This window comes from Candidatus Lokiarchaeota archaeon, assembly GCA_014730275.1.
Classification (GTDB): Archaea; Asgardarchaeota; Thorarchaeia; order Thorarchaeales; family Thorarchaeaceae; genus WJIL01.
Map to the genome: position 1 here is coordinate 16,692 of WJIL01000011.1, position 19,182 is coordinate 35,873.

19 protein-coding genes are annotated in these 19,182 nt (G+C 46.7%); 12 read left to right on the forward strand and 7 right to left on the reverse strand.

Annotated elements, in window-relative coordinates; genetic code table 11:
* Positions 1-5: 5 nt before the first annotated feature.
* Positions 6-1,502, reverse strand: coding sequence for a threonine synthase (locus GF309_01615; GenBank protein ID MBD3157462.1), 1,497 nt, complete (start codon positions 1,500-1,502; stop codon positions 6-8).
* A 79-nt stretch (positions 1,503-1,581) separates the two neighbouring features.
* On the opposite strand from GF309_01615, the gene GF309_01620 reads away from it, so the two are divergent.
* The 3 genes from GF309_01620 to GF309_01630 all read left to right on the forward strand — a co-directional run bounded on the left by GF309_01620 (position 1,582) and on the right by GF309_01630 (position 4,300).
* Positions 1,582-2,226 carry an ECF transporter S component gene (locus GF309_01620; protein MBD3157463.1) on the forward strand — a complete coding sequence of 215 codons (645 nt, stop codon included), beginning with the start codon at positions 1,582-1,584 and terminating at the stop codon, positions 2,224-2,226.
* A gap of 32 nt (positions 2,227-2,258) precedes the next feature.
* A complete protein-coding gene (locus tag GF309_01625) occupies positions 2,259-2,864 on the forward strand; it encodes a hypothetical protein (GenBank protein ID MBD3157464.1) in 606 nt (201 codons plus the stop codon).
* 158 nt (positions 2,865-3,022) lie between these two features.
* Positions 3,023-4,300 (forward strand): hypothetical protein, encoded by a 1,278-nt coding sequence (locus GF309_01630; GenBank protein MBD3157465.1) that lies wholly within the window; start codon positions 3,023-3,025, stop codon positions 4,298-4,300.
* A 46-nt stretch (positions 4,301-4,346) separates the two neighbouring features.
* Here the strand turns inward: GF309_01630 and GF309_01635 are convergent, their stop codons facing one another.
* On the reverse strand, positions 4,347-4,811 hold the full coding sequence (locus GF309_01635) for a hypothetical protein (protein MBD3157466.1): 465 nt from the start codon (positions 4,809-4,811) through the stop codon (positions 4,347-4,349).
* Positions 4,812-4,941: 130 nt separating this feature from the next.
* Between GF309_01635 and GF309_01640 the strand changes: the two genes are divergently transcribed.
* The 4 genes from GF309_01640 to GF309_01655 all read left to right on the forward strand — a co-directional run bounded on the left by GF309_01640 (position 4,942) and on the right by GF309_01655 (position 8,047).
* Entirely contained in the window at positions 4,942-5,385 is a 444-nt protein-coding gene (locus GF309_01640; protein ID MBD3157467.1) for a hypothetical protein, read from the forward strand.
* 115 nt (positions 5,386-5,500) lie between these two features.
* Complete coding sequence (locus GF309_01645; GenBank protein ID MBD3157468.1) at positions 5,501-5,929, forward strand: YbhB/YbcL family Raf kinase inhibitor-like protein; 429 nt, start codon at positions 5,501-5,503, stop codon at positions 5,927-5,929.
* An 87-nt stretch (positions 5,930-6,016) separates the two neighbouring features.
* Complete coding sequence (sufC, locus tag GF309_01650) at positions 6,017-6,790, forward strand: Fe-S cluster assembly ATPase SufC (GenBank protein ID MBD3157469.1); 774 nt, start codon at positions 6,017-6,019, stop codon at positions 6,788-6,790.
* Positions 6,791-6,814: 24 nt separating this feature from the next.
* A complete protein-coding gene (locus GF309_01655; GenBank protein MBD3157470.1) occupies positions 6,815-8,047 on the forward strand; it encodes a SufD family Fe-S cluster assembly protein in 1,233 nt (410 codons plus the stop codon).
* Between the two features lie 51 nt (positions 8,048-8,098).
* On the opposite strand, the gene nth is transcribed toward GF309_01655, so the two are convergent.
* The 3 genes from nth to GF309_01670 form a co-directional block, all read right to left on the reverse strand.
* Positions 8,099-8,761 carry an endonuclease III gene (gene nth / locus GF309_01660; protein ID MBD3157471.1) on the reverse strand — a complete coding sequence of 221 codons (663 nt, stop codon included), beginning with the start codon at positions 8,759-8,761 and terminating at the stop codon, positions 8,099-8,101.
* A gap of 57 nt (positions 8,762-8,818) precedes the next feature.
* Positions 8,819-10,210, reverse strand: coding sequence for an MFS transporter (locus GF309_01665; GenBank protein ID MBD3157472.1), 1,392 nt, complete (start codon positions 10,208-10,210; stop codon positions 8,819-8,821).
* A 217-nt stretch (positions 10,211-10,427) separates the two neighbouring features.
* Positions 10,428-10,679 (reverse strand): hypothetical protein, encoded by a 252-nt coding sequence (locus GF309_01670; protein MBD3157473.1) that lies wholly within the window; start codon positions 10,677-10,679, stop codon positions 10,428-10,430.
* A 700-nt stretch (positions 10,680-11,379) separates the two neighbouring features.
* Between GF309_01670 and GF309_01675 the strand changes: the two genes are divergently transcribed.
* Positions 11,380-12,432, forward strand: a complete 1,053-nt coding sequence (locus tag GF309_01675) for a hypothetical protein (protein MBD3157474.1) — start codon at positions 11,380-11,382, stop codon at positions 12,430-12,432.
* A 40-nt stretch (positions 12,433-12,472) separates the two neighbouring features.
* Positions 12,473-13,930 carry a hypothetical protein gene (locus GF309_01680; protein ID MBD3157475.1) on the forward strand — a complete coding sequence of 486 codons (1,458 nt, stop codon included), beginning with the start codon at positions 12,473-12,475 and terminating at the stop codon, positions 13,928-13,930.
* Between the two features lie 17 nt (positions 13,931-13,947).
* Here GF309_01680 and GF309_01685 read toward each other — a convergent pair whose 3' ends face one another.
* Complete coding sequence (locus GF309_01685) at positions 13,948-14,865, reverse strand: hypothetical protein (protein MBD3157476.1); 918 nt, start codon at positions 14,863-14,865, stop codon at positions 13,948-13,950.
* Positions 14,865-15,857 carry an LLM class flavin-dependent oxidoreductase gene (locus tag GF309_01690; protein ID MBD3157477.1) on the reverse strand — a complete coding sequence of 331 codons (993 nt, stop codon included), beginning with the start codon at positions 15,855-15,857 and terminating at the stop codon, positions 14,865-14,867. Before GF309_01690 ends, GF309_01685 begins: the two co-directional genes overlap by 1 nt.
* A 142-nt stretch (positions 15,858-15,999) precedes the next feature.
* Here GF309_01690 and GF309_01695 point away from each other — a divergent pair, with 142 nt between their 5' ends.
* From GF309_01695 to GF309_01705, 3 genes are all read left to right on the forward strand, one after another.
* Positions 16,000-17,307, forward strand: coding sequence for a GNAT family N-acetyltransferase (locus GF309_01695; protein ID MBD3157478.1), 1,308 nt, complete (start codon positions 16,000-16,002; stop codon positions 17,305-17,307).
* 347 nt (positions 17,308-17,654) lie between these two features.
* Positions 17,655-18,422, forward strand: a complete 768-nt coding sequence (locus GF309_01700) for a nucleoside phosphorylase (protein ID MBD3157479.1) — start codon at positions 17,655-17,657, stop codon at positions 18,420-18,422.
* Positions 18,423-18,486: 64 nt separating this feature from the next.
* Positions 18,487-19,125 carry a GNAT family N-acetyltransferase gene (locus tag GF309_01705; protein ID MBD3157480.1) on the forward strand — a complete coding sequence of 213 codons (639 nt, stop codon included), beginning with the start codon at positions 18,487-18,489 and terminating at the stop codon, positions 19,123-19,125.
* The last annotated feature ends 57 nt before the right edge of the window (positions 19,126-19,182 follow it).

Genomic DNA, 19,182 nt, shown 5'->3' on the forward strand with positions numbered 1-19,182 from the left:
CTGTGCTATGCTCTTCTTGCCCCTCCGAACTCTCCGAGTTTTTGCAGCGACCATTTCCCGTTTTCCGTGAGACGATAGTACTTGGTTTTTCGAGGGGCCTGCTCTATCTTCGTTGATGTAAGAAGTCCTTCCCCCTCGAGTTCTTTCAGATGTTGATAGACTGTTGCAACCCGTATCTCGATTCCAAACTGTTCTGCAAGGTCTTTCCAGATCTGGTACCCATATGACTCGCCTTCAGCAATGAGCTTGAGTATGGAGATTTTCGATCGACCAAGCTTGGTGGTGAATTTTCGATGTTCAACTTGGTTGAGGATATTACGAAGCTTTCGTTCTCCCTTCACCAGTTCGCGGGCCACTTCTGGGTATTTCAGCCCCATGCCTGTAATGACACAGACTACGGTTGAGTCTGGAGCTATGGTTCCCTCTTCACAGAGTTGCCGTAATGCCACAAGCGTTGTTGCAGAAGCAGGTTCCGCAAACACCCCCTCTTTCTTCGCTAGCTCTCCCACTGCAGCAAGCATGTCGTCGTCAGGCACAGATAGAGCCAGCCCATTCGACTCGTTGAGCGCATGAAGGGCCAGCTTTCCACACGAAGGGTTTCTCATACTGATATCCATTGCTACTTCTGATACGCCGGTTGGGGCCTCAATCACCTCTGAACCCTTGTTAAACGCATCAACAATCGGTGCACACTCTTCAGCTTGGGTGCCCACAAGTCGCGGAAGCCTATCGATGAACCCAAGTGTATGTAGCTCTTTCAAACCTTTCCAGATCATCGATAGATGCCCGCCACTTCCCACCGGAACTATTAGCCAGTCCGGAACAGACCAATCAAGCTGGTCGCAGATTTCATACGCAGTCGTTTTGAGCCCCTCAAGAAACCACGGATTGTCTGCTTCTAGAATGCGACTATGATCTTCGCTCTCTTTGGCCTCCCTCATGGCTTCTTGGTGATTTCTTGAAACTTCCACTTCTGCGCCAAAAGCTACAATCTGATACAACTTGCCCATGTCCATCTTTCTGTTGCGGGGAAGATGAATTGTTGGACGGATTGCAGCGCGTGCAGCATAGGCTACTAGTGATGCTGCGAGATTTCCGCTGGAAGCACAATGAATCGATGCGCTTCCTATGTTCCGAGCTACCGATATCTCAACTGCTGTTCCTCTATCTATGAAGGAACCAGTCGGATTTGGAGTTTCATCTTTCAGGTACAACTTTGCACAACCAATGGTGCTGACTAGCCTCTCAGAGATATGAAGTGGGGTTCCTCCTTCCCCCAAGGTGATAGTCTCCATCTCGGCGGTTACAGGGAGGAACTCTTTGTATTTCCAAAGAGTTGTAGGCCGACATTCCAAATCCGCTTTCGATATGGCCTTCTGGATATGATTCAAGTTGTATTTTGCTTGAAGAACTCCGCCGCATCTATCACATCGAGTGCGTGTGGATTTCCTGTCGAGCTCATTTCCACACTCTGTGCATACCATTTGAGAGACAAACGACATCCACCGTCACCCTTGATTATGGTCTATATATAGGTAGAAACTTATATATTGTTCTGTTGGTCTGTCATATTGTGTTCGTATGACCCCTCGCAATAATTCCGCTGCTGACGCTGCTTCCGATCCAACTATTGGACACCATCAACGTTCTGAACAGGTAGAACCATTCCTGGAATCCAATGAGTTTGAAAGCGCTAGCAAGACGATCTATCTCGCAATCATGGCCATACTGACCGCCCTCACCACGGTTGCAACAGCCATGGTATCAGTTCCATTTCCCACTTCAACAGGATATCTCAACTTCGGTGACATTCTTGTCATGACAAGTGGTATTATCCTTGGTCCTGTTGGGGCATTCTTTGCAGGTGGTGTTGGTTCTGCTACTGCAGATGCGGTACTGGGTTACATGCCATTTGTTCCTATCACCTTTGTGGTCAAAGGCAGTGAAGCAATGACTGTGAGTCTCATATCTCGCTATCGGAATGGCGGTGATAGTATTCGTGTTTTGGATATAGTCGCCCTTGCAGCTGGTGCCCTTGTTATGCTGATTGGCTATCTCCTCGGTGAAGTTTTCATAATCGGAATAACTTGGATGGCGGCGCTTCTCGAACTGGTTTTTCTCAATCTCATCCAAGTAACAGTAGGCGCAATAGTTGCAGCTATTGTTGGCCCCATTGTCAGAAGCTATATCCGTCAAGAAGTAGGCAGACTTGAGATTAGCTGGTAAACCGATTTGGCGGCGACTCACAAAATATATAGTTGGATCACCTGCAAGCACAACCGATTACAATGACTGTGGGTGGAGCGGTTGAGCAATATGTCAACGAACTCGTTTCTGCAGCTCGAAATGATGAACAGGTAAGCAGCACTGTCAGTGATATCCGATATACTGAGCGCGAATTGAGGGAAACTCAACGTAGGCTCAAAGATGTGAAAGAGGACATTTCAACCTGGGATCGCGTGAACATCCTAACAAAGACACCTGCAGAGACGGAAGAGGAGCGGCTTTCTGAAGAGACCAAAGCTATGAGAACAAAATTGAGAGAGCTGAAGCACCAATTCCATTTTTCGCTTCTCCGGGTGATTGATACTCTCGCCGCTGAGGATTCAGGTTGGCTGGCATTGCGAGTTGAGCTTTTTGCTTCGAAACTCGTACGTGAAATCAGCAATTTGACTATTGATTACGGGGTTCTTGGGATGATGAACTATATGGATCATTCTGATGATACCATCCAAGGTCAAGAACGGTGCCTCAACATTGCATCTCGGCTGGACGAGTTTGTCACGAATCAACTTGGGGGAGATATCAACCTACGTGATGTCTTGGAGAAGACAAAACGAAGACTTGTAAATGATATATGGTGATATCGAAATCTTGCCTCGGATGAGCACACCTACGGTTCGTGCTCTTGGTGCCTCATCTGTGACCCGGCATAACCTCTTTTAAGAAGCCTTCAAAGTAAGAAATGGTTATGTAATTAACCTGAGTTGGTACAAACTACAAACCTCTGGAAGTATCATCTATGGACATGCAGAAGTTGAAAATCGACCCTGAGAGACTGGCTGAAATAAACGACCTGCTGGTCAGTGAAGACAACCCCCTTGTGAATGACCTACTGGAGGTCATTGAGAAACATGGTGGTGTTGAAGAGATAAATGCAAAGGCGCGGGAAGCCAGAGAACTGGATAATCTGATGTCTCGGCTACGGGACAAAGACTCCCCCTTTGTGGAAGACCTAGAATGGTTACAGAAGGCACGAGATGATGAAGAGTTCATCTCCATTCCAGCCTACAGACGCAAGGTGCTTGGTGACAGATATGAACACATGTCATTCGACGAAGAACATCCGGTTACTCTGGAAATTAGTGCGTGTCAGTTCTTCCCATGGGTTATTCGTGAAGCAAGAAAGGCAATCGAGCACCAGGAAGTGATGCCTGGCAGATTTATCCGGGTCCGATCAATGGAAGAACAGGTTTTGGACGATCATGTCCTTGCCTTTGCTGCTGCGATGCAGATTGTTGGTGCTTCATACGTTGAGACCCTTGATACCAAAGGAACACTCCCAGGTCCCAATGGCCAGCCTGCGAATATCCATCTAGGTGGTCCTGAAACTTTGACAGGCTATTTCGGTGGAGTGGGTATGCCCAACGATTTTGCTTTGAAATGGGCCGATGAGTTTCTGCACTACTATACTGAATATGGCATCAAACAGGTTCTCAATATTAACCCCGGAAGTGTCCTCGTTGGCTATATGATGCATAAGCTCGGTATCGACATGGAATTCAAGATTAGCGTTTACATGGGAAATGATAACCCCTATGCTTGTCTGTGGACATTGCTCACAGCCAAGCTGTTCAGTCGGGATGACGGAACAACTCCGCTGATAGGATTCAATCTGAGCAATAGTGTCAACAATGAAACTATCGAGCTTGCGTCAATGATTCGAAAGCATCTCGGTTTTACCGATGTTGTCCGTATCGAGCATCACATCACAGAGACTTACAAAGGCATTGTCCGGCAGCCCTACGATCGCCTAGACGAACTGGTCGAACTCGCCGACCATGTCAAGAACATCAGTGCAAAGCACGAGGGCGGAATTCCAGAAGTGGACGCCGCACGAGATCATCCCAGTAACATATTGGAGTATTTCCTCAGCAAGGAGGAAATTGAGGAGAAGGGTCTGATGCCAGAACTCCTGACGAACTATCTGGATAAGCATGATGCCCTCAATCGAACAGCTCAGGTTCTAACAGAAAATGGCCTTAGTTTCATAGCAGCCCGGAACCTGCATCACAAATAATGCGGTGGATGAGAATCGCTCAGTATCTTTTTTGCTGAGCGGTTCGCTACATCCACGGAGCAATGTTCTCATCGTACATTTGCTGAAGCTTGTTCTTGTGATTTTCCTCTTCTTTTGCCAGAGTTCGGAAAACCGATTTACTGGCCGGATCCTCAGTCAGCTCGGCAAGAGCTGAGTAGAACTCAAAGGATGCTTTCTCTCGTTTCATTGCCACAATGAGTACATCTTGAGGTGGGGATGAGGGATTCAAGGGCACTTCTATCAGGTAATCTTCCAGTTCTCTCTTCTCAATTTCCTCTATCGTGCAGGCGAACGTTTCACATACACCATCTTCGAGTGCCTTTTCCAGCTTCTCCTTGTGATCTTCTTCTTGTTCCGCAAGTTCCTCGAGCAGTTTCTTTGATGCTGGGTTCTCAGCATTCTCTGCTCCTTCCATGTAGAAATCGTAGGCTTCTTCTTCTCGCTCAATGGCTAGATTAATCATCTTCCTGAAGGCTTCTTGGACACTCACTACAGTTCCCCACTTTTCAGAGAGAGCATTCGTGTTTTAAGCATAATGGCATGTCAGCCACTTCTCTCATCCGTTCCGTCATCTGAACCTTTTTGGTGTGGCACCCGGTGAATGAAGCGGGGCACTTTTCATGGAGACCGACGGCGAATTATCCTTTAATTGTGCAGAGAGTGTGATTATAAAAACAAGGCGCGATTTACAATTAGACGAAATCGATACGTCCTGTATGCAGGTCGCGTCAGTTCTTGGTGGGGGAATTGCTGGTAGTGGACGGGTCTGTGGAGCAGTAACAGGAGGCGTTATGTGCCTGGGGGTGCTACTTGGAACCACGGGGACAGAAATTCCTGCAGAATTCAACCGAAAACGGAATCAGGCACGGAATATTATTGGTCGTTTTCTGGAGGATTTTGCCACTGCGTGGGGAACAACAACCTGCAGATATCTCAGAGCAATGGACAAGGGGAAGCGAGAACCAGCTGGAACCCAGCGTGGTGAAAAAAATGAGGGAGAATTTCACTGTGAAGAATATGTGCAGTGGGTCTTCGAATGGCTCAAGGACTATTTGAACCAGTAAACCAGGCTTTCTGGTTGGTATTCTACTTCAGGGTTATTAGTTAACAAATGAAAAGACAAAATAACATCCGTTTCTATTGTATTCGCAAGAGATTGTTTTGGGAGACTGTGATGAGATGGAACTATGGAGTGATGATTTCAAGGAAGGCGAAGCCATTCCGGATAAATGCGCATACAAGAAAGAGAACCTCAGCCCTCACTTGGCATGGAAGGATGTTCCAGAGGGAACGGAAAGCTTTGCTTTAATTTGCAATGATCCCGACGCTCCGGTTGGCAATTGGCAGCATTGGTTAGTTCATGCCATACCGTCGGATATACGGAGCATTGCATCAGGCGCCCCGGTCCCGGGCAAGGAAGTCGAAAACGATTATGGTGAAGCAGCATATGGCGGTCCTGCACCCCCTTCAGGTACACACCGGTACTTCTTCACTTTGTATGCTCTAGACGTTCCGGAACTGAAGCGACCGAGCAAGGGGAATTTCCGGGATTTGTGTGAGAAGCATATGGTCGAGAAGGCCCAGATTATGGGGACGTACTCCGCATAGGGATGAACTGCTTCCCAATTCTTAATTAGCCATTCAGGTTAGGTCTTTCATTCAATTGCACTCACTATAGGTAGAGGATATTACATCATGTCAGAAGCCAACTTACTGGAAGTACGGGATTTACGGGTCGAAGTTGAAGGAATACCGATTCTGAAAGGGCTTGACTTGGAATTTGGAGAGGATGGCGTTTATGCCATTCTGGGTCCGAACGCTTCTGGAAAATCCACGCTCGCCAAGACCGTCATGGGTTTACCAAGTTACGAAGTTACTGGTGGCGATATACTGATGCATGGTGAGTCAATACTTGACAAGGGTATAGATGAGCGTGCCAACATGGGCATCGCTTATGCTTTTCAGAATCCTCCCAGTATCCCCGGGGTCAAGCTCGAGGATTTCATCTGCCGTGTATGTCCCGATTATAGCTGCAAGGAACCTCAGGATCATCTCATGGGCAGCTCATGCGCAGCACGACAGGAGCTCCATGACGATTTTGAACGTCTTGGCATAGAGAATCTTGCAAATCGTGATTTGAACACCAACTTCTCTGGTGGAGAACTGAAACGTAGTGAGCTGTTTCAAGTGCTTTCTCTCAATCCGAAAATAATGTTTCTTGATGAACCGGATAGCGGTCTTGATTATGATTCACTGAAGACGGTGGGCCGAGAGCTGAAAGCAATGCGAGACAAGGGCACGTCGACGATGGTGATCATCAGCCACCACCGGTACGTACTCGAGTACCTTGAAGTTGACACGGTGTACATTCTCGAAGAGGGGAGGCTTGCGTATGTTGGAGGCATGGAAGACATACCCATCCTAGAACAGAAGGGCTATGATCGCTTCTTGGCGGAGGTTGCCAGCTAGACCAAAAGGGAGGATGTATCGGAAATGGCGAGTAACAAAGATATTGAAAAGCGAGCAGAAACAGCGAAGGAAAAACGAGCGAAATACGGCCCTGATTTGGAACTAGATGAGTATGAATTCGAGGATCGTGGGAAGGGCGAGCTTGAGAACCTAGATGCACTTTCAGAGGATGACCGTAACTTGGTTCGAGAAGTCGGTTTCGACCCATCCGAACGGCAGGTTTCAGGTAGTTATCTCCAGATGGATAACGAAAGCATTCTTGCTGACGTGATGATGGATCAGGAAGGACTCGAAGTACTTCCTATCTCCAAAGCTCTGGAGCGATATGATTGGCTGTCCGATTATCTATGGAATTTGGTTGACATTGAAACTGACAAGTATACTGCAGAAAGTGCGTTGAAATCATATGACGGATACTTCATCAGGGCAGAACCTGGGGCTAACATACAGATGCCCGTTCAAACCTGCTTGGTTTTGAAGCGGAATCGCTCCATCCAAAATGTGCACAATATTATCATTGCTGAGGAAGGTTCCGAAATGCATATCGTGACAGGATGTGCTACACCAACGAATACCGAACGTTCCCTCCATCTTGGGATATCGGAGTTCTACGTGAAACCACATGCCAAACTCAGTTTTACGATGGTGCACAAATGGAGCGAGCAAACTGATGTCCGCCCTCGTTCTGCAGCCCTTGTAGAAAAACATGGAGTATTCCTATCGAATTATGCTATTCTTAGCCCCCTCAAATCGATTCAGACATTTCCGAAAGTTCGGTTGAACGGAGTCCATGCAAAGGCTGACTTGAACTCGGTTGTTTACGGAACCAAAAACTCCCACTATGATGTTGGTGGGGCTTTGAGCCTTGAAGCACCAAGAGCGAATGGTAAAGTCCTCTCCCGGTCGATTGCAACTGAACAGTCTCACGTTACCGCCAGAGGAGATTTAATTGGTTTATCAGATGGGACAAAAGCCCGGCTTGAGTGTGATGGGTTGCTGCTGAGTGATGAGGCATCGATCAAGGCTGTTCCACAACTACAAGCACGGGCGGAAGGGTCAGAACTCAGCCATGAAGCAACGGTTGGTAAGGTCGGGGAGGAACAACTCAGTTACCTCATGAGTAGAGGGCTCGATGAAGAAACCGCCACCTCTCTTATCGTAAGTGGATTTGTTCACCTCGATATTCCTGATCTTCCAGATGAACTTCAGGCATCTATTGATCAAGCGGTGGAAATGAGTCTCAAAGGTGGTATGTAATCCAAGTAGTAGTTGGTGGTAATGGCAGATTTCGTACTGTTTGCCTGTAGTTTAGTCCTCATCCTTGTCTGGATAGGGACATAGATGATTGATAGGGCATTCCGAGCATTTTGGATTTCGTGATTCACAAATCTGTCTACCATGAGCCCCAATTACCCGAGCATACTCGTCCCACATGCTTTGAGGAAGCAGGTTCATGAGAGACTTCTCAATTTTGCCACGCTTTTTCTCATTGGTGAGCTCAAGGCGCTTTGTAACCCGCATGACATGCGTGTCCACTACAACACCCTCATTCTTGTCAAATGCTGTACTAAGAATGACATTGGCGGTTTTCCTGCTTACTCCTTTCAGTTTGGTGAGGTCTTTCATATTTGAAGGGACTTCTCCATCAAAGTCTTCAACTATAGTTTTCGCAGACTCTCGAATGTAATCTGATTTTCTGTTATAGAGTCCCACTGACCGGATGATATCTTTGAGTTCGTCAATATTAGCTTCCCTCATCGATTCTGCATCAGGATATTTTTCAAACAGTTCGGGGGTTACGTTATTGACTGAGGCATCTGTGGTATTTGCAGATAGAATCGTTGCTATTGTCAGCTCGAACGGATTACTCCACTTTAGATATGTCTCTGGAGCGTCAGGGTAGGCTCCTTGGAGTATCTCAATTATCTCCTTGGCTCGTTTCCTCTCATCCTTCAAGGGACCACTCTCCATAACCGATTGTGCAGTAGCTGTATATAACAAGAATGTTGCCAATAGCAACTTATGGTATTACTGTTTTGTTACTCCCCGCTTCACGAAAAGTCCATTGCGTGAAATCGAAGCTAGGATTCCTATATTCAGGACTAAAACGAGAATGAACAGAATCGTCGGGTGAAGATAGGTAAAAAGAAAACCTCCAAGTAATGGGCCAAGTGAATTGCTGACGTACACAATTGTCCAGAACACACCAAGCACTTTGGAGGTGTCCTTTCTGGGCATGAGCTTCTGAATAATCGTCATAAGCATGAGTCCCCAGACGGCATCGCTGACATACTTCAGTACGATTGCTAGAAATGGCGTACTGAATACGACTTGGAATACTGGAAGAATGGAAGAAACAGAGGAGATGACATTCGTTGGGGCCCAATAGGGAATTACCTCTGAGAGTAAGAGCAGTAGCACCGAAATTGGCATGAGTGAATAAACGCCAATGGCTGCTTTCTTAAGTGAACGATCTGCTACTTGCCCCATCTTGAGCAGTAACGGTACGCTGACAAGAAGTTGGACAATAAGCATGATGCTAATCCCCTGAATGGATACCCCAAGCCATTCATTGGTATAGATTAACGCCCCGAAGTTGAAAAGGGAATCACTAAACGAATCGAGAACTGTGATGACTAGTACTGCCGGCAATGTTATGACAACAAGTTTTGCAGCTCGTTTGTTATCTTTGATAAATCCCTTAATGAGTGAGCTATGTTCACTGGTTTGTTTGTGACCGCTACTCTCTAGGTATTTTGCACGCACTAGAGCTGAGACAAATAACCCGATTCCTGCTGCAGCAAATAACCTCCTCATGCTGTTACCAAAACCAATCTCTGAAACCAGAAAAGACAGAACAACAAGGGTGCCAACACCAACAACCTGCAATGCCGTGAAAAGCGACAAAGCCAAACCACTATTATCCTCTGGCATATTATCCATTATGTACGCAGATGATCCTCCCCTAGCCAGGTCCACAAGTGAATAGATGAGCAGTCCAACGAGAATCACGATGAACTCGGTTGAGATTCCAATCAATAGATAATAGACAGATAACATGGCGGCTGCAATAACTGCTAGATTCTTTCGATCCATAATGTCGCCTATGTATCCGCCTATGAACCGGGATAGAGTTGCAACCGTGGATGTGATAGTTATGACAATTCCTAGAAGAATGAAGCTCCATCCAATCTCCCGTAGATACAAATTCGTAAATCTACTAAGGATGCCGAATGCAGAAAAGACCGTATAGGTGGCCAGATAAATCCGATAGTTTTTCCACTGGAATATATTGTGCAAGGATTTTCTGATACCTTCGTCGCCTTCTGCTTCTTCTTGCATGTCTGTGTGTGCTGCCTTTTTCCCGTTCTGCCCCTCTTCAGCCACTTTCTCTTCCTGCCCCTGCATATATGCACACATTTTGCTAGCCTCATTTCGATATCAGCAAAAGCATCTCTCCCTACGATTGTCTAAGCTCATGCTTAGTGCGTATAGGTTCGATACGCCTTTGCTTCAAGCTAGCTCTTGATTTTGATATTTGAACTACACTTATCTTCTATTTTTGGCATATTGTCTGTAGGCTGTATGGGAGGGCTAGAGCCCCCCACACATTCCGTATTCAGTCTTGTCTTGTCTCTCACAGCTCAAAGACCTGCACCTGAACGCCATTGCCAGCTGGTCTTGCCACCAATCGATGACTGCATATGTCTGCTGTGAGAACCAAGCACTCTGGTGCACTCGCTGAACTCATCAGGTTCTTGACTGCGAGTTCAAGATTGAGCGCAACCAGTCTGACCGTTTCGGGATCGGTGAGAGGGTCAACCTCTCTGCCTTCTTCTGGGGTCAGATCATCGCTGAATGCTATTTCTGTTGCTTCTGTTCTCAACATTTCTTTTTAATTCTCCATTGTTTCTTTTACTGTTCTGTGTTTTCGTGTATTTACCAAGGTGTTGGGTCTGGGCCGCCTGGTACCGGATCCATTGTTTATTCTCCTCCTTCGATTCCTTCCTTGCAATCTGCCGTATGACAATCTCAACCTAGAGCTGAGATAGCAACATGCACATCTACTGTTCATGCAGAGAACCAACTATCGTTTGAGTTGCAAAATTTAGAATGGCGTTGGGTCTTCGCAGGGTACTTGGACAACAGTAGATACGTCGCTAATACCGATGGACAGCAATTCGAGTACTGTGCGGTTGTTCGTCATGCTTTCATAGACTGTCCGCAGTGATTCGGCTGAAATTGGTTACACCTCCTTGATTTCTGATTGTCATACTTAGCTACGCTAGAGGAGCCCCCACTACCTGCAAACACCATACATACAGTCGATGGTCCACAATGTGGGAGCTGTCTCGAACGCAACTCAACGTTATACAACTCCTCACACTATATTAAGAAGAACCTCGCCATAGAATCAAGATATGGAGTCTCTACGGCTCATATATACCCATTTCAGAATAGATATTTCCAAATGGTAAAATGATGTTTACAAAAGGGACAGTTTATTACCCTCTGCTCTAAACAATCGGACACAATACCAAATTGGCATCCCATTCCACGACGGGATGACTGCTGTGGAGGTCTCCTTATTGCGAACGTTAGGCCCCGCTGAACAAAGATTGTTGAATCGTATTGCAATAGATCCTCATATGCGACAAGCAGCTATTGCTAGTGATCTTAATGTGACTCGCTCGGCTGTCAACCAAGTTTGGCAGCGATTGGAAGAAGAGTTTGGATTACAGATTAGGGGCAATATCGATTATGGGCAACTGGGGCTTCACTATGTTTTTGGTTGGGCACGAGCAAATCAGGGCAATCCAAATCTAGATAGATTCTGGGCCTGGTTGGATACTTATCCGTATTCGACTCTAGCTACCGAATCTGCCATGACCTCCGCTATGGATGTGCGCGTTTACTTCGAAGCTCTTCTACCAGCAGGCAGAAGATACAACTGGTTCAAAAATCAAATACGCCGCTTTCAGAAGAAGCCATACAACCTCGAAGTAATCACAGGATTTGTTCGTCGTGTTTCGAATCATCTGAATGTTGGCCTCTTTGATGGTAAGAACTGGGAGTTCGATTACAGTTTCCGAATGGAAGCTAGTATGGACGCAGCAAAGGAATACGCAGATGTGCTTCCAGTAAGTGCTCATACTCAGCAAAGCAATGTGGGCGAAATCGACTGGAAACACATGGCTGCAGCGAGTGTAGTTGAAACCGATTACTATGCATCCTCAACTGATTTGGCAGAAACACTCAGAAGGATTGGCCTGGAAGTTCCAACCAAGAGAACGCTTAGGCGACGATTGAGTCAAGTCCGAGACGACATGGCACTCCCCTATGTGGCACTCTCAAATCTTGGACTCGATCAACAAATAGTTGTATGTGTACGGGAGTTAAGTGAGGAGCAGACTTTTTCGCGATTGTTGCACGCTCAAGGAAGGTCTTTCCCAAAAACAAAAGTCATTTCTGGTGATTCGTTTGCAGTCATGCGAATACAAGTACCTACCGGCTTCGACTGGATTTCATTTTCGAAGTCCCTTGCTGCACTTGGACACCATACCGCTGAAATATGCACATTCTTAACTGAACGTGAGAAAAGAAAGAATGGACTAGAGGCCATTCTATCCAAGAAGCCCTGAGGAATCTTCATGAATGGCTTTTTCAGAGGTGATGAAGTAAATGGAAGAACACCGCTCTGGTCTACAGAAGGAGAGTGATGAAATGGAATCAGGCAAGGCGGTGCTATCTACTATACACACCCCATATGATGATATGATTCCTTCTTCGGATGAACCTTCTGCTAAATTCTATCTTGAAGTGATTCGGGTCTATTTGGGAATCTGTGCTGGAACGGTAAGTTTCGAGAAGGCAATCGATGCCGTTGAGGAACTCAAAGATAATCCCGAATTTGCTAAATCCCCCACTGACCCAACAGTACTTCCTGTGAATGACCGACTCAAGGAGCGCCTGCTTGACAATCTAGAAACGGTACGGAAGTACAAGATGTGCACTGCTGACTCCATCAGATCTGCGTACAGCTTTGCATTTCTTAATCAGGACGCTCCCATAAGTCCTACCGACTCTGAAGTACTGGTTTTCTTTGCTGAGCGACCTACTGCTACATTGGTCGATTGTGCTGATGAACTGGGCTATACTTCTCGAACAGTCTCGCGGTCACTGAAACGACTGCGCGAGCGGAATTCGATGCGATTTAGCTGTATCGTCGATCAGTCTGCATTTGGCATTACTTCAGCCATCGTGTTCTTCAAGCTACGAGATGATGTTGAATGGGAATCAGTTGAAGCTGCATTGTCTGCATTCCCCTTCACGAAAGCCATACTCAAAACCACTATGTCCCCACTGGGGTACTTCTCGGTCCTATATCCCACAACTGATGAAAACAGACGAATTTTCCAGGCAAGCTTGGACAAGCTTTCGAACACGATGTTTAGCTACATGGGCTACCACGAACAGCAGGCGGCGGGAGCAACATCCAACTTCTCACTTTTTTCAGATGAGGAATGGCAATTTCCAGAAACATTTGAACATAAACTCGATCCCGATGTTGAAATCGAATCAATGCCTCCCTTGCTTCGGAATAAGGGAAAGACGAAATCGGCACAGTTCAAAGAGTACGCGATAATTTCACAGCTCACACAGGATGCTCGCGCATCTCCAAGTAGAGTACATACACGCTTGCAGCGCTTAGGGTGGGACTTGACGTCACGCCAAGTGGGATACCTCATGAGGCGAATTCATGAGGAAGAGCTCGTTCTTCCCTATCTGACGGTTGGTGGATTGCGATTATCAGCCAGTTTCTGCTTTGAGATTCTTTGTACATCTGAATGGAGAAACAGGTTGGTTTATGCTGCTGCGGAGGTACCCCAGACAATGTACTACCAATCAGAACAAGGTGTCATCGTGTGGGCACAAGTGCCTGCAAAGCACCAGGTTGAGTACTACCAAGCATTTCGATCTTTGGAACAGAATGAGGGGGTTTGGTCGGTTAATCCGATAATGACCATAGCTCAAAAGGGCTCTCGAACCATGCTTGATATCACAAGAGAGTGGGATTATTCGGACGGGACTTGGCATGTTCCTTCGCATGATCTTGATTTGGCGGATTATTTCTATTAGATGCAGTGCGGCTCAGCTTATAGACCGGTTTTTCTTACTGCAGATACAAGCTTCTCAACAGTTCTCTTGTCCTTCCCTCCAGGAGGTCCAAATACAATCATATCCGTACCGATGGCTTTCATCTTCTGCACGTACCTCGCTAGATTTTTCTCTGTTTCACAAATTGAGAACTGCTTCAATGTTTCACTGTTTATCGCATCTATCACTTCTTTGTCGATGTATCCCTTCTCTCCGTGTAACGCTTTGGCTTCCGAAACGCTTCGGTCAATTGACAACCCCTCCATTGCGGATCGGCTCAGTCCAAGAATGACCATTGCGGCTGCGCGTTTGATTTCAAAAGGGGTGTCACACACGTCACTCCGTGATATGTATGTGGGCGGAAAGACGCTGACAACGAATTCCGACGTGACATCTCCGAGTTTCTCTTGCGCCCACTGGGTTTGCTCAGCCGAAGTGTAATTCAGAAGTACCCCGTCCGTTTTCTTCGATTCAGATATCATTTTGGGCCCCTGTGCTGCCAAGAATACCCTGCTTTCGAGCCCCTCCTCGAGAATGTACGTCTTGATTTCAACGGCGCCCTCAACAAGACGACTAACGAACGTATCGACATCTCCATAGTCAACCCCGACCCTTGCAAGTGCAGTCCTGTCTCCTGGTCCAATCAGGACATCAAATCGTTCTCCATATCGGGAAATGAGTGATTTGAGCGTTCTTTTTATTTGATTGAAGGGATGAAGCAGTGGACTCAGCAATCCTATGCCAAACCGCATGTTCTGTATGTCTTTGGCTAATGCAGTGGCCACAATCGGTGAATACCGGGTGGCGGGATAGTCAGTTATCCATACTTGCGTGATGTCGCTGTTGATGCATGTTTGGACAATCTCTCGTATCTCCTCAATCGGTTCTCGAATATTCACCGCTAGCCCAAATTCCACTATTCTTCCCTCCTTTCTGCGAAAATATCCATGACTGTTCTCATTCGCTTTCTCCAACCCTTGGAGTACGGAGGCCCTAGGATGATCTCTGTGGCTCCCAGTTCCCCAAGCATATCAAACTGCCCCACAATCTGTTGAGGAGTTCCTGAGATAGCGAAGGCTTCAATCAGTTCTTCGTGGACATACTCTGCTCCTGCACTTGGACCCTTTTTGGCAACTGTATCAACGATCTGACTCAGCTTTTCTTCATTAACATCCAGCATTTCCAAAACGTATGACGGCATATCTGAAGCTACAAGCGCAACTACACGTTTGGCCAAGTGGCTGGTCCCCTGTTCTTCTTGGATAATAGTCGGTAACCACACGACCTTCTCAATATCTTCCGGGTGTCTTCCATGTCTGGATGCTGAATCCTCGACGATTTCAAATGCTGACTTGAGGTACTCAATGGGACCGGAGAAGATGACACCGTCCGCTATTTGTCCTGCAAGATCAAGCATCTGTGGACCTCGGACTCCCATGAATACAGGTATAGTAACTGGTTTCTTTATCCCAAGAGCATAGTTCTCAAGATGAAACAGCTGGCTGTCTATTGATACCGTTTCTTGGTTCCAAAGGCTCCGGAGTGTATGGATTCCCCGTTCAAGTTCAGTGACCGGCTTCTTGACATGGATACCCTGTTTCTTGAGATCCTGTAGACCCCCAATTCCTGTCCCAAATACATAGCGTTCTCCTCCAAGATCATAGAGGCTGAAAGCAGCTCGTGCAGTTGTACTGATATTATGGACTATAATCGGTATGATACCATTACCCACCCGGACCCCTGTCGACTGCATTAGTGTTGCTGCTGTCAATACGAAAACATCCTGACCGATACCTATATCCTCCCCGATCCAGATGCCATCCAGTCCCAATTCGCGTGCATGACCAGCTATCCAGTCTGTTGCGGATTTCCTCATGTTCGTTGTCATGCCTGCGCTTATTTTGTACATAGTTTACCGCCTCGATTCTTGATACGATTGAAGGGGTATTTGTCCTATGAGAGATACAATCGCCATCTTGAAATAAAGATGATATCCCCATAAAATCGACGGCATAGCAGATTAGGAAAGCTATCGCTAGGAGATTTAACAAGTGGCACTACCAGAGAATGACCTCCCTGAAGTACCAGATGGCTTCGAAATAGGTATCGCCCAATCCGATACGGCGGTTGACGAACTTGTCGAATTCAATACTAAGGTACATAATCGCGGGGATGCTGCAGCGCTTAGAAATTTGATAAACAATCTACCTGGCTTCTCCCGTGAGATGAACTTCTACATACGCGATACAGACAAAGACATGATTGTTTCCTCTCTCAATGCGATTCCGAGTACTTGGGATTATGATGGTGTGCCGCTGAAGAACCTCGAGCTTGGGTATGTGGGAACGCTAGAAGGATATCGTCGAAGGGGGTTCATGCGAATACTCTACCAGCTCTTTGAGAAGCACCTGCATGACGGCGAGTATGATATCTCCACCATCCAAGGCATTCCTTATGTCTATCGCAATTTCGGTTATGATTTCATACTCCCGCTCGCGAAAACTGTTTCCATCAGGGTGGATCAGATACCGTCCAAAGACGAGTTGTACCCATCTACAGTTTCTGATGTTTCCATCAGAGAGGCCCAAGAGAGCGATTTGGATGCCATCATGAAACTGTATGATCAACAAAGAGAGAAATTCCTTGTCACGGCCCGCCGTTCACAGGAGCTATGGACTCTTCAGGAGCGGTATAAAAAGGAGTATGCCGCTGATTTCACAACACTGGTGGTAGCGACACGGGGTACCATCCAAGGATATTTCAGATTGGTTTCCCGTGGCGATGCCTCCAAGCCTGAGAGCGGTGCTACTCTTGATGTCATCGAAAGCAGCATAGCGTCCTTCTCGGGCGTGCTTTCCACGTTGAAATTCCTTCGAACGGAAGCGATTTCCAAAGGCCTCTATCGAATAACGTTGCCAGGAAGTAGGTTATCAAACCTCACAAGGTTGGCACTTGATATGGGCGGAGAAATGAGCCGAGGATGGAAGTACCAAATCCGCATTCCTGATATGCTGCGGTTCTTGCGGAAGATACAGCCAGTTTTGGAGACACGACTCAATGGAACCATGTTTGAAGGTCTGTCTTACACCCTGCCTTTGAATACCTATAGACACTGCTATGAACTCGAGATTGTCGGTGGGACTATAGTTGGAATAACCGATTCTGGGCCGTCAGAAGTGGGAGAGAAAACGGATGTAAGAGCACCTCCGATGGATTTTGTTCGATTGGTGCTGGGCGACTATCGAATAGATGAACTATCTAAGGTGAACATCGACTTTCTAGTTTCCGGGAAAGTCAAGTCTCTTGTGTCAACACTTTTTCCTCAGAAAGAGAGCCTTATTTCATTCTATCATTGCTGAGTTCAATCGGTCTTGCTTCAATGAACCAATCCAACGATACAGCACCGTTCATCAATCTATTCTTCTCAAAGGAGAAAAGTCAGTTGCATTACTGAGTGTAGGAATGACGAGAATAAGCAACAAGGGGACTCCTAGTATGCGAGCAATAGACATTGCGCTCAACCCGTAATATTATTCAAAGACATGTAATAAATATCAACTCTTCCTGATAACATTTCCTTGCGACTTTTTCTGGCTGTCATTATTGAGGAAGCTATTTGTGTGAACAATATGATAGATACTATAGATTACCTGCTAATTGGCTTAACACAAGCAGGTGCTATCGACTTACCATACCGGTGAGAATCATGAAGAAGCGTATTCAACCCCATCTACGAGTTGGTGAAGGCGATGTTGAGGATATCTGTCTAATAGCTGGCAATCCCGATCGTATTCCGAAAATTGCTGCGCAGATGAATGATGCCGAGGAGGTTGCCAGATATCGTGGCTTGGTAACCTATCGTGCCTACACCCCTGGCGGAGTCCCGGTAACCCTTTCTGGCACCGGCATGGGTACACCAACCACGCATATCTGCATAGAGGAGCTGACGAATCTCGGAGCTCAGGTCATCATAAGAGTGGGGAGTTGTGGTGGCATATCTCGCGATGTCACAACGGGAGACGTGGTGGTGCCCACAGCATGTGTCCGGGATGAGCGAACCGGCTTGAACTATGCGCCCATAGAATATCCGGCTGTTGCTTCTCCTGTCTGGCAGAAGGCTCTTTTCGACGAGATATCTGCCATATTCCCAGAGGATCGTATTCACCGCGGTATCTGCTGGACCACAGATGTATACTACAACAATCCCGAGATGGGGAACCCCTTAGATGTCTGGACGAGAGCAAATGTGAAATGTGTAGAAATGGAGGCCTCCCTGCTGTTTGTTTTTGCCACTAGTAAGGGATTGGACGCTGCATCTATTTTGGCCTGTGATGGCAACCTGCATGGTGATCAGAAAGGTGAACTGAGTGATGCCACCGAGGAATCGGGTGAGGAAGATCCACTCCTCAAAGAGGCGGTCGAGAAAGAAATCGAGGCTACAATCGCAGCAATCGACTCTCTTGATTCAGATTGATGCTGAGTGATGCTGCCAATAGATTGTTAACCGTTTGAATCAATCGGGATATGGTAGACCAACCATGCCATCGCAGGAAGAGTCCGAATCAAATGTCAGCCACTATCTGATTATGAAGGCTGACGCAGAGGAGGCTCTGAGACTCGCTCGTGATTGGTGGGAAGACAAGAGTATTCCGAGCTATATCGAAGTACGACAATTAAAAGAAACTGAAACCGAGGAATTTGTTGCCCTCTACAATCGTTGTTTTCTAGCCTCTCCTGACCCCTTCTGTCCCTTAACACCAGCTGAAGCAGAGAAGCTCGACACAGAGGGTATCTTCGTGGCTGAACTGTGGGGTGAGCTATCAGGATTCATTGCCTGTTTTGTGGAAGAAGATGACCGTGGGGTCTATGGTGAAATCACCGGGATAGGCGTGTTACCTGAACGTCGCCGTCGGGGTGTTGCAACAGCGATGATTCAACGGGCCTCTGAATATTTCATTGAAGCAGGAATTGAGGAAATATACTGTGAAATTTTCGAGGAGAACCATCCATCAAAGATGCTGGTGATGGCATACGGCTTTGAAGAAGTCAGAAGGAGACCAGTCAAAGTGGATAAATCTGGTGAGCCGGCAGAGGAAGAACAAGTCCCTGGTGGCAAGCTCATGCGCCGACTTGGGTTGCGGCCGCAAACTGGTGGAGATTCCTGTAGTACCACCTAGGTTACTGTATGCATCTGTCATCTTTACGCCCACTGCCAAACCTTCTTAGGTTATGCC

Excerpts from the sequence above, each read along its gene's own strand:
- GF309_01615 (MBD3157462.1), bottom strand. The coding sequence starts at position 1,502 with ATGTCGTTTGTCTCTCAAATGGTATGCACAGAGTGTGGAAATGAGCTC.
- GF309_01620 (MBD3157463.1), top strand. The coding sequence starts at position 1,582 with ATGACCCCTCGCAATAATTCCGCTGCTGACGCTGCTTCCGATCCAACT.
- GF309_01630 (MBD3157465.1), top strand. The coding sequence starts at position 3,023 with ATGGACATGCAGAAGTTGAAAATCGACCCTGAGAGACTGGCTGAAATA.
- GF309_01640 (MBD3157467.1), top strand. The coding sequence starts at position 4,942 with ATGGAGACCGACGGCGAATTATCCTTTAATTGTGCAGAGAGTGTGATT.
- GF309_01645 (MBD3157468.1), top strand. The coding sequence starts at position 5,501 with ATGGAACTATGGAGTGATGATTTCAAGGAAGGCGAAGCCATTCCGGAT.
- sufC (MBD3157469.1), top strand. The coding sequence starts at position 6,017 with ATGTCAGAAGCCAACTTACTGGAAGTACGGGATTTACGGGTCGAAGTT.
- GF309_01655 (MBD3157470.1), top strand. The coding sequence starts at position 6,815 with ATGGCGAGTAACAAAGATATTGAAAAGCGAGCAGAAACAGCGAAGGAA.
- nth (MBD3157471.1), bottom strand. The coding sequence starts at position 8,761 with ATGGAGAGTGGTCCCTTGAAGGATGAGAGGAAACGAGCCAAGGAGATA.
- GF309_01665 (MBD3157472.1), bottom strand. The coding sequence starts at position 10,210 with ATGTGTGCATATATGCAGGGGCAGGAAGAGAAAGTGGCTGAAGAGGGG.
- GF309_01670 (MBD3157473.1), bottom strand. The coding sequence starts at position 10,679 with ATGTTGAGAACAGAAGCAACAGAAATAGCATTCAGCGATGATCTGACC.
- GF309_01680 (MBD3157475.1), top strand. The coding sequence starts at position 12,473 with ATGGAAGAACACCGCTCTGGTCTACAGAAGGAGAGTGATGAAATGGAA.
- GF309_01690 (MBD3157477.1), bottom strand. The coding sequence starts at position 15,857 with ATGTACAAAATAAGCGCAGGCATGACAACGAACATGAGGAAATCCGCA.
- GF309_01700 (MBD3157479.1), top strand. The coding sequence starts at position 17,655 with ATGAAGAAGCGTATTCAACCCCATCTACGAGTTGGTGAAGGCGATGTT.
- GF309_01705 (MBD3157480.1), top strand. The coding sequence starts at position 18,487 with ATGCCATCGCAGGAAGAGTCCGAATCAAATGTCAGCCACTATCTGATT.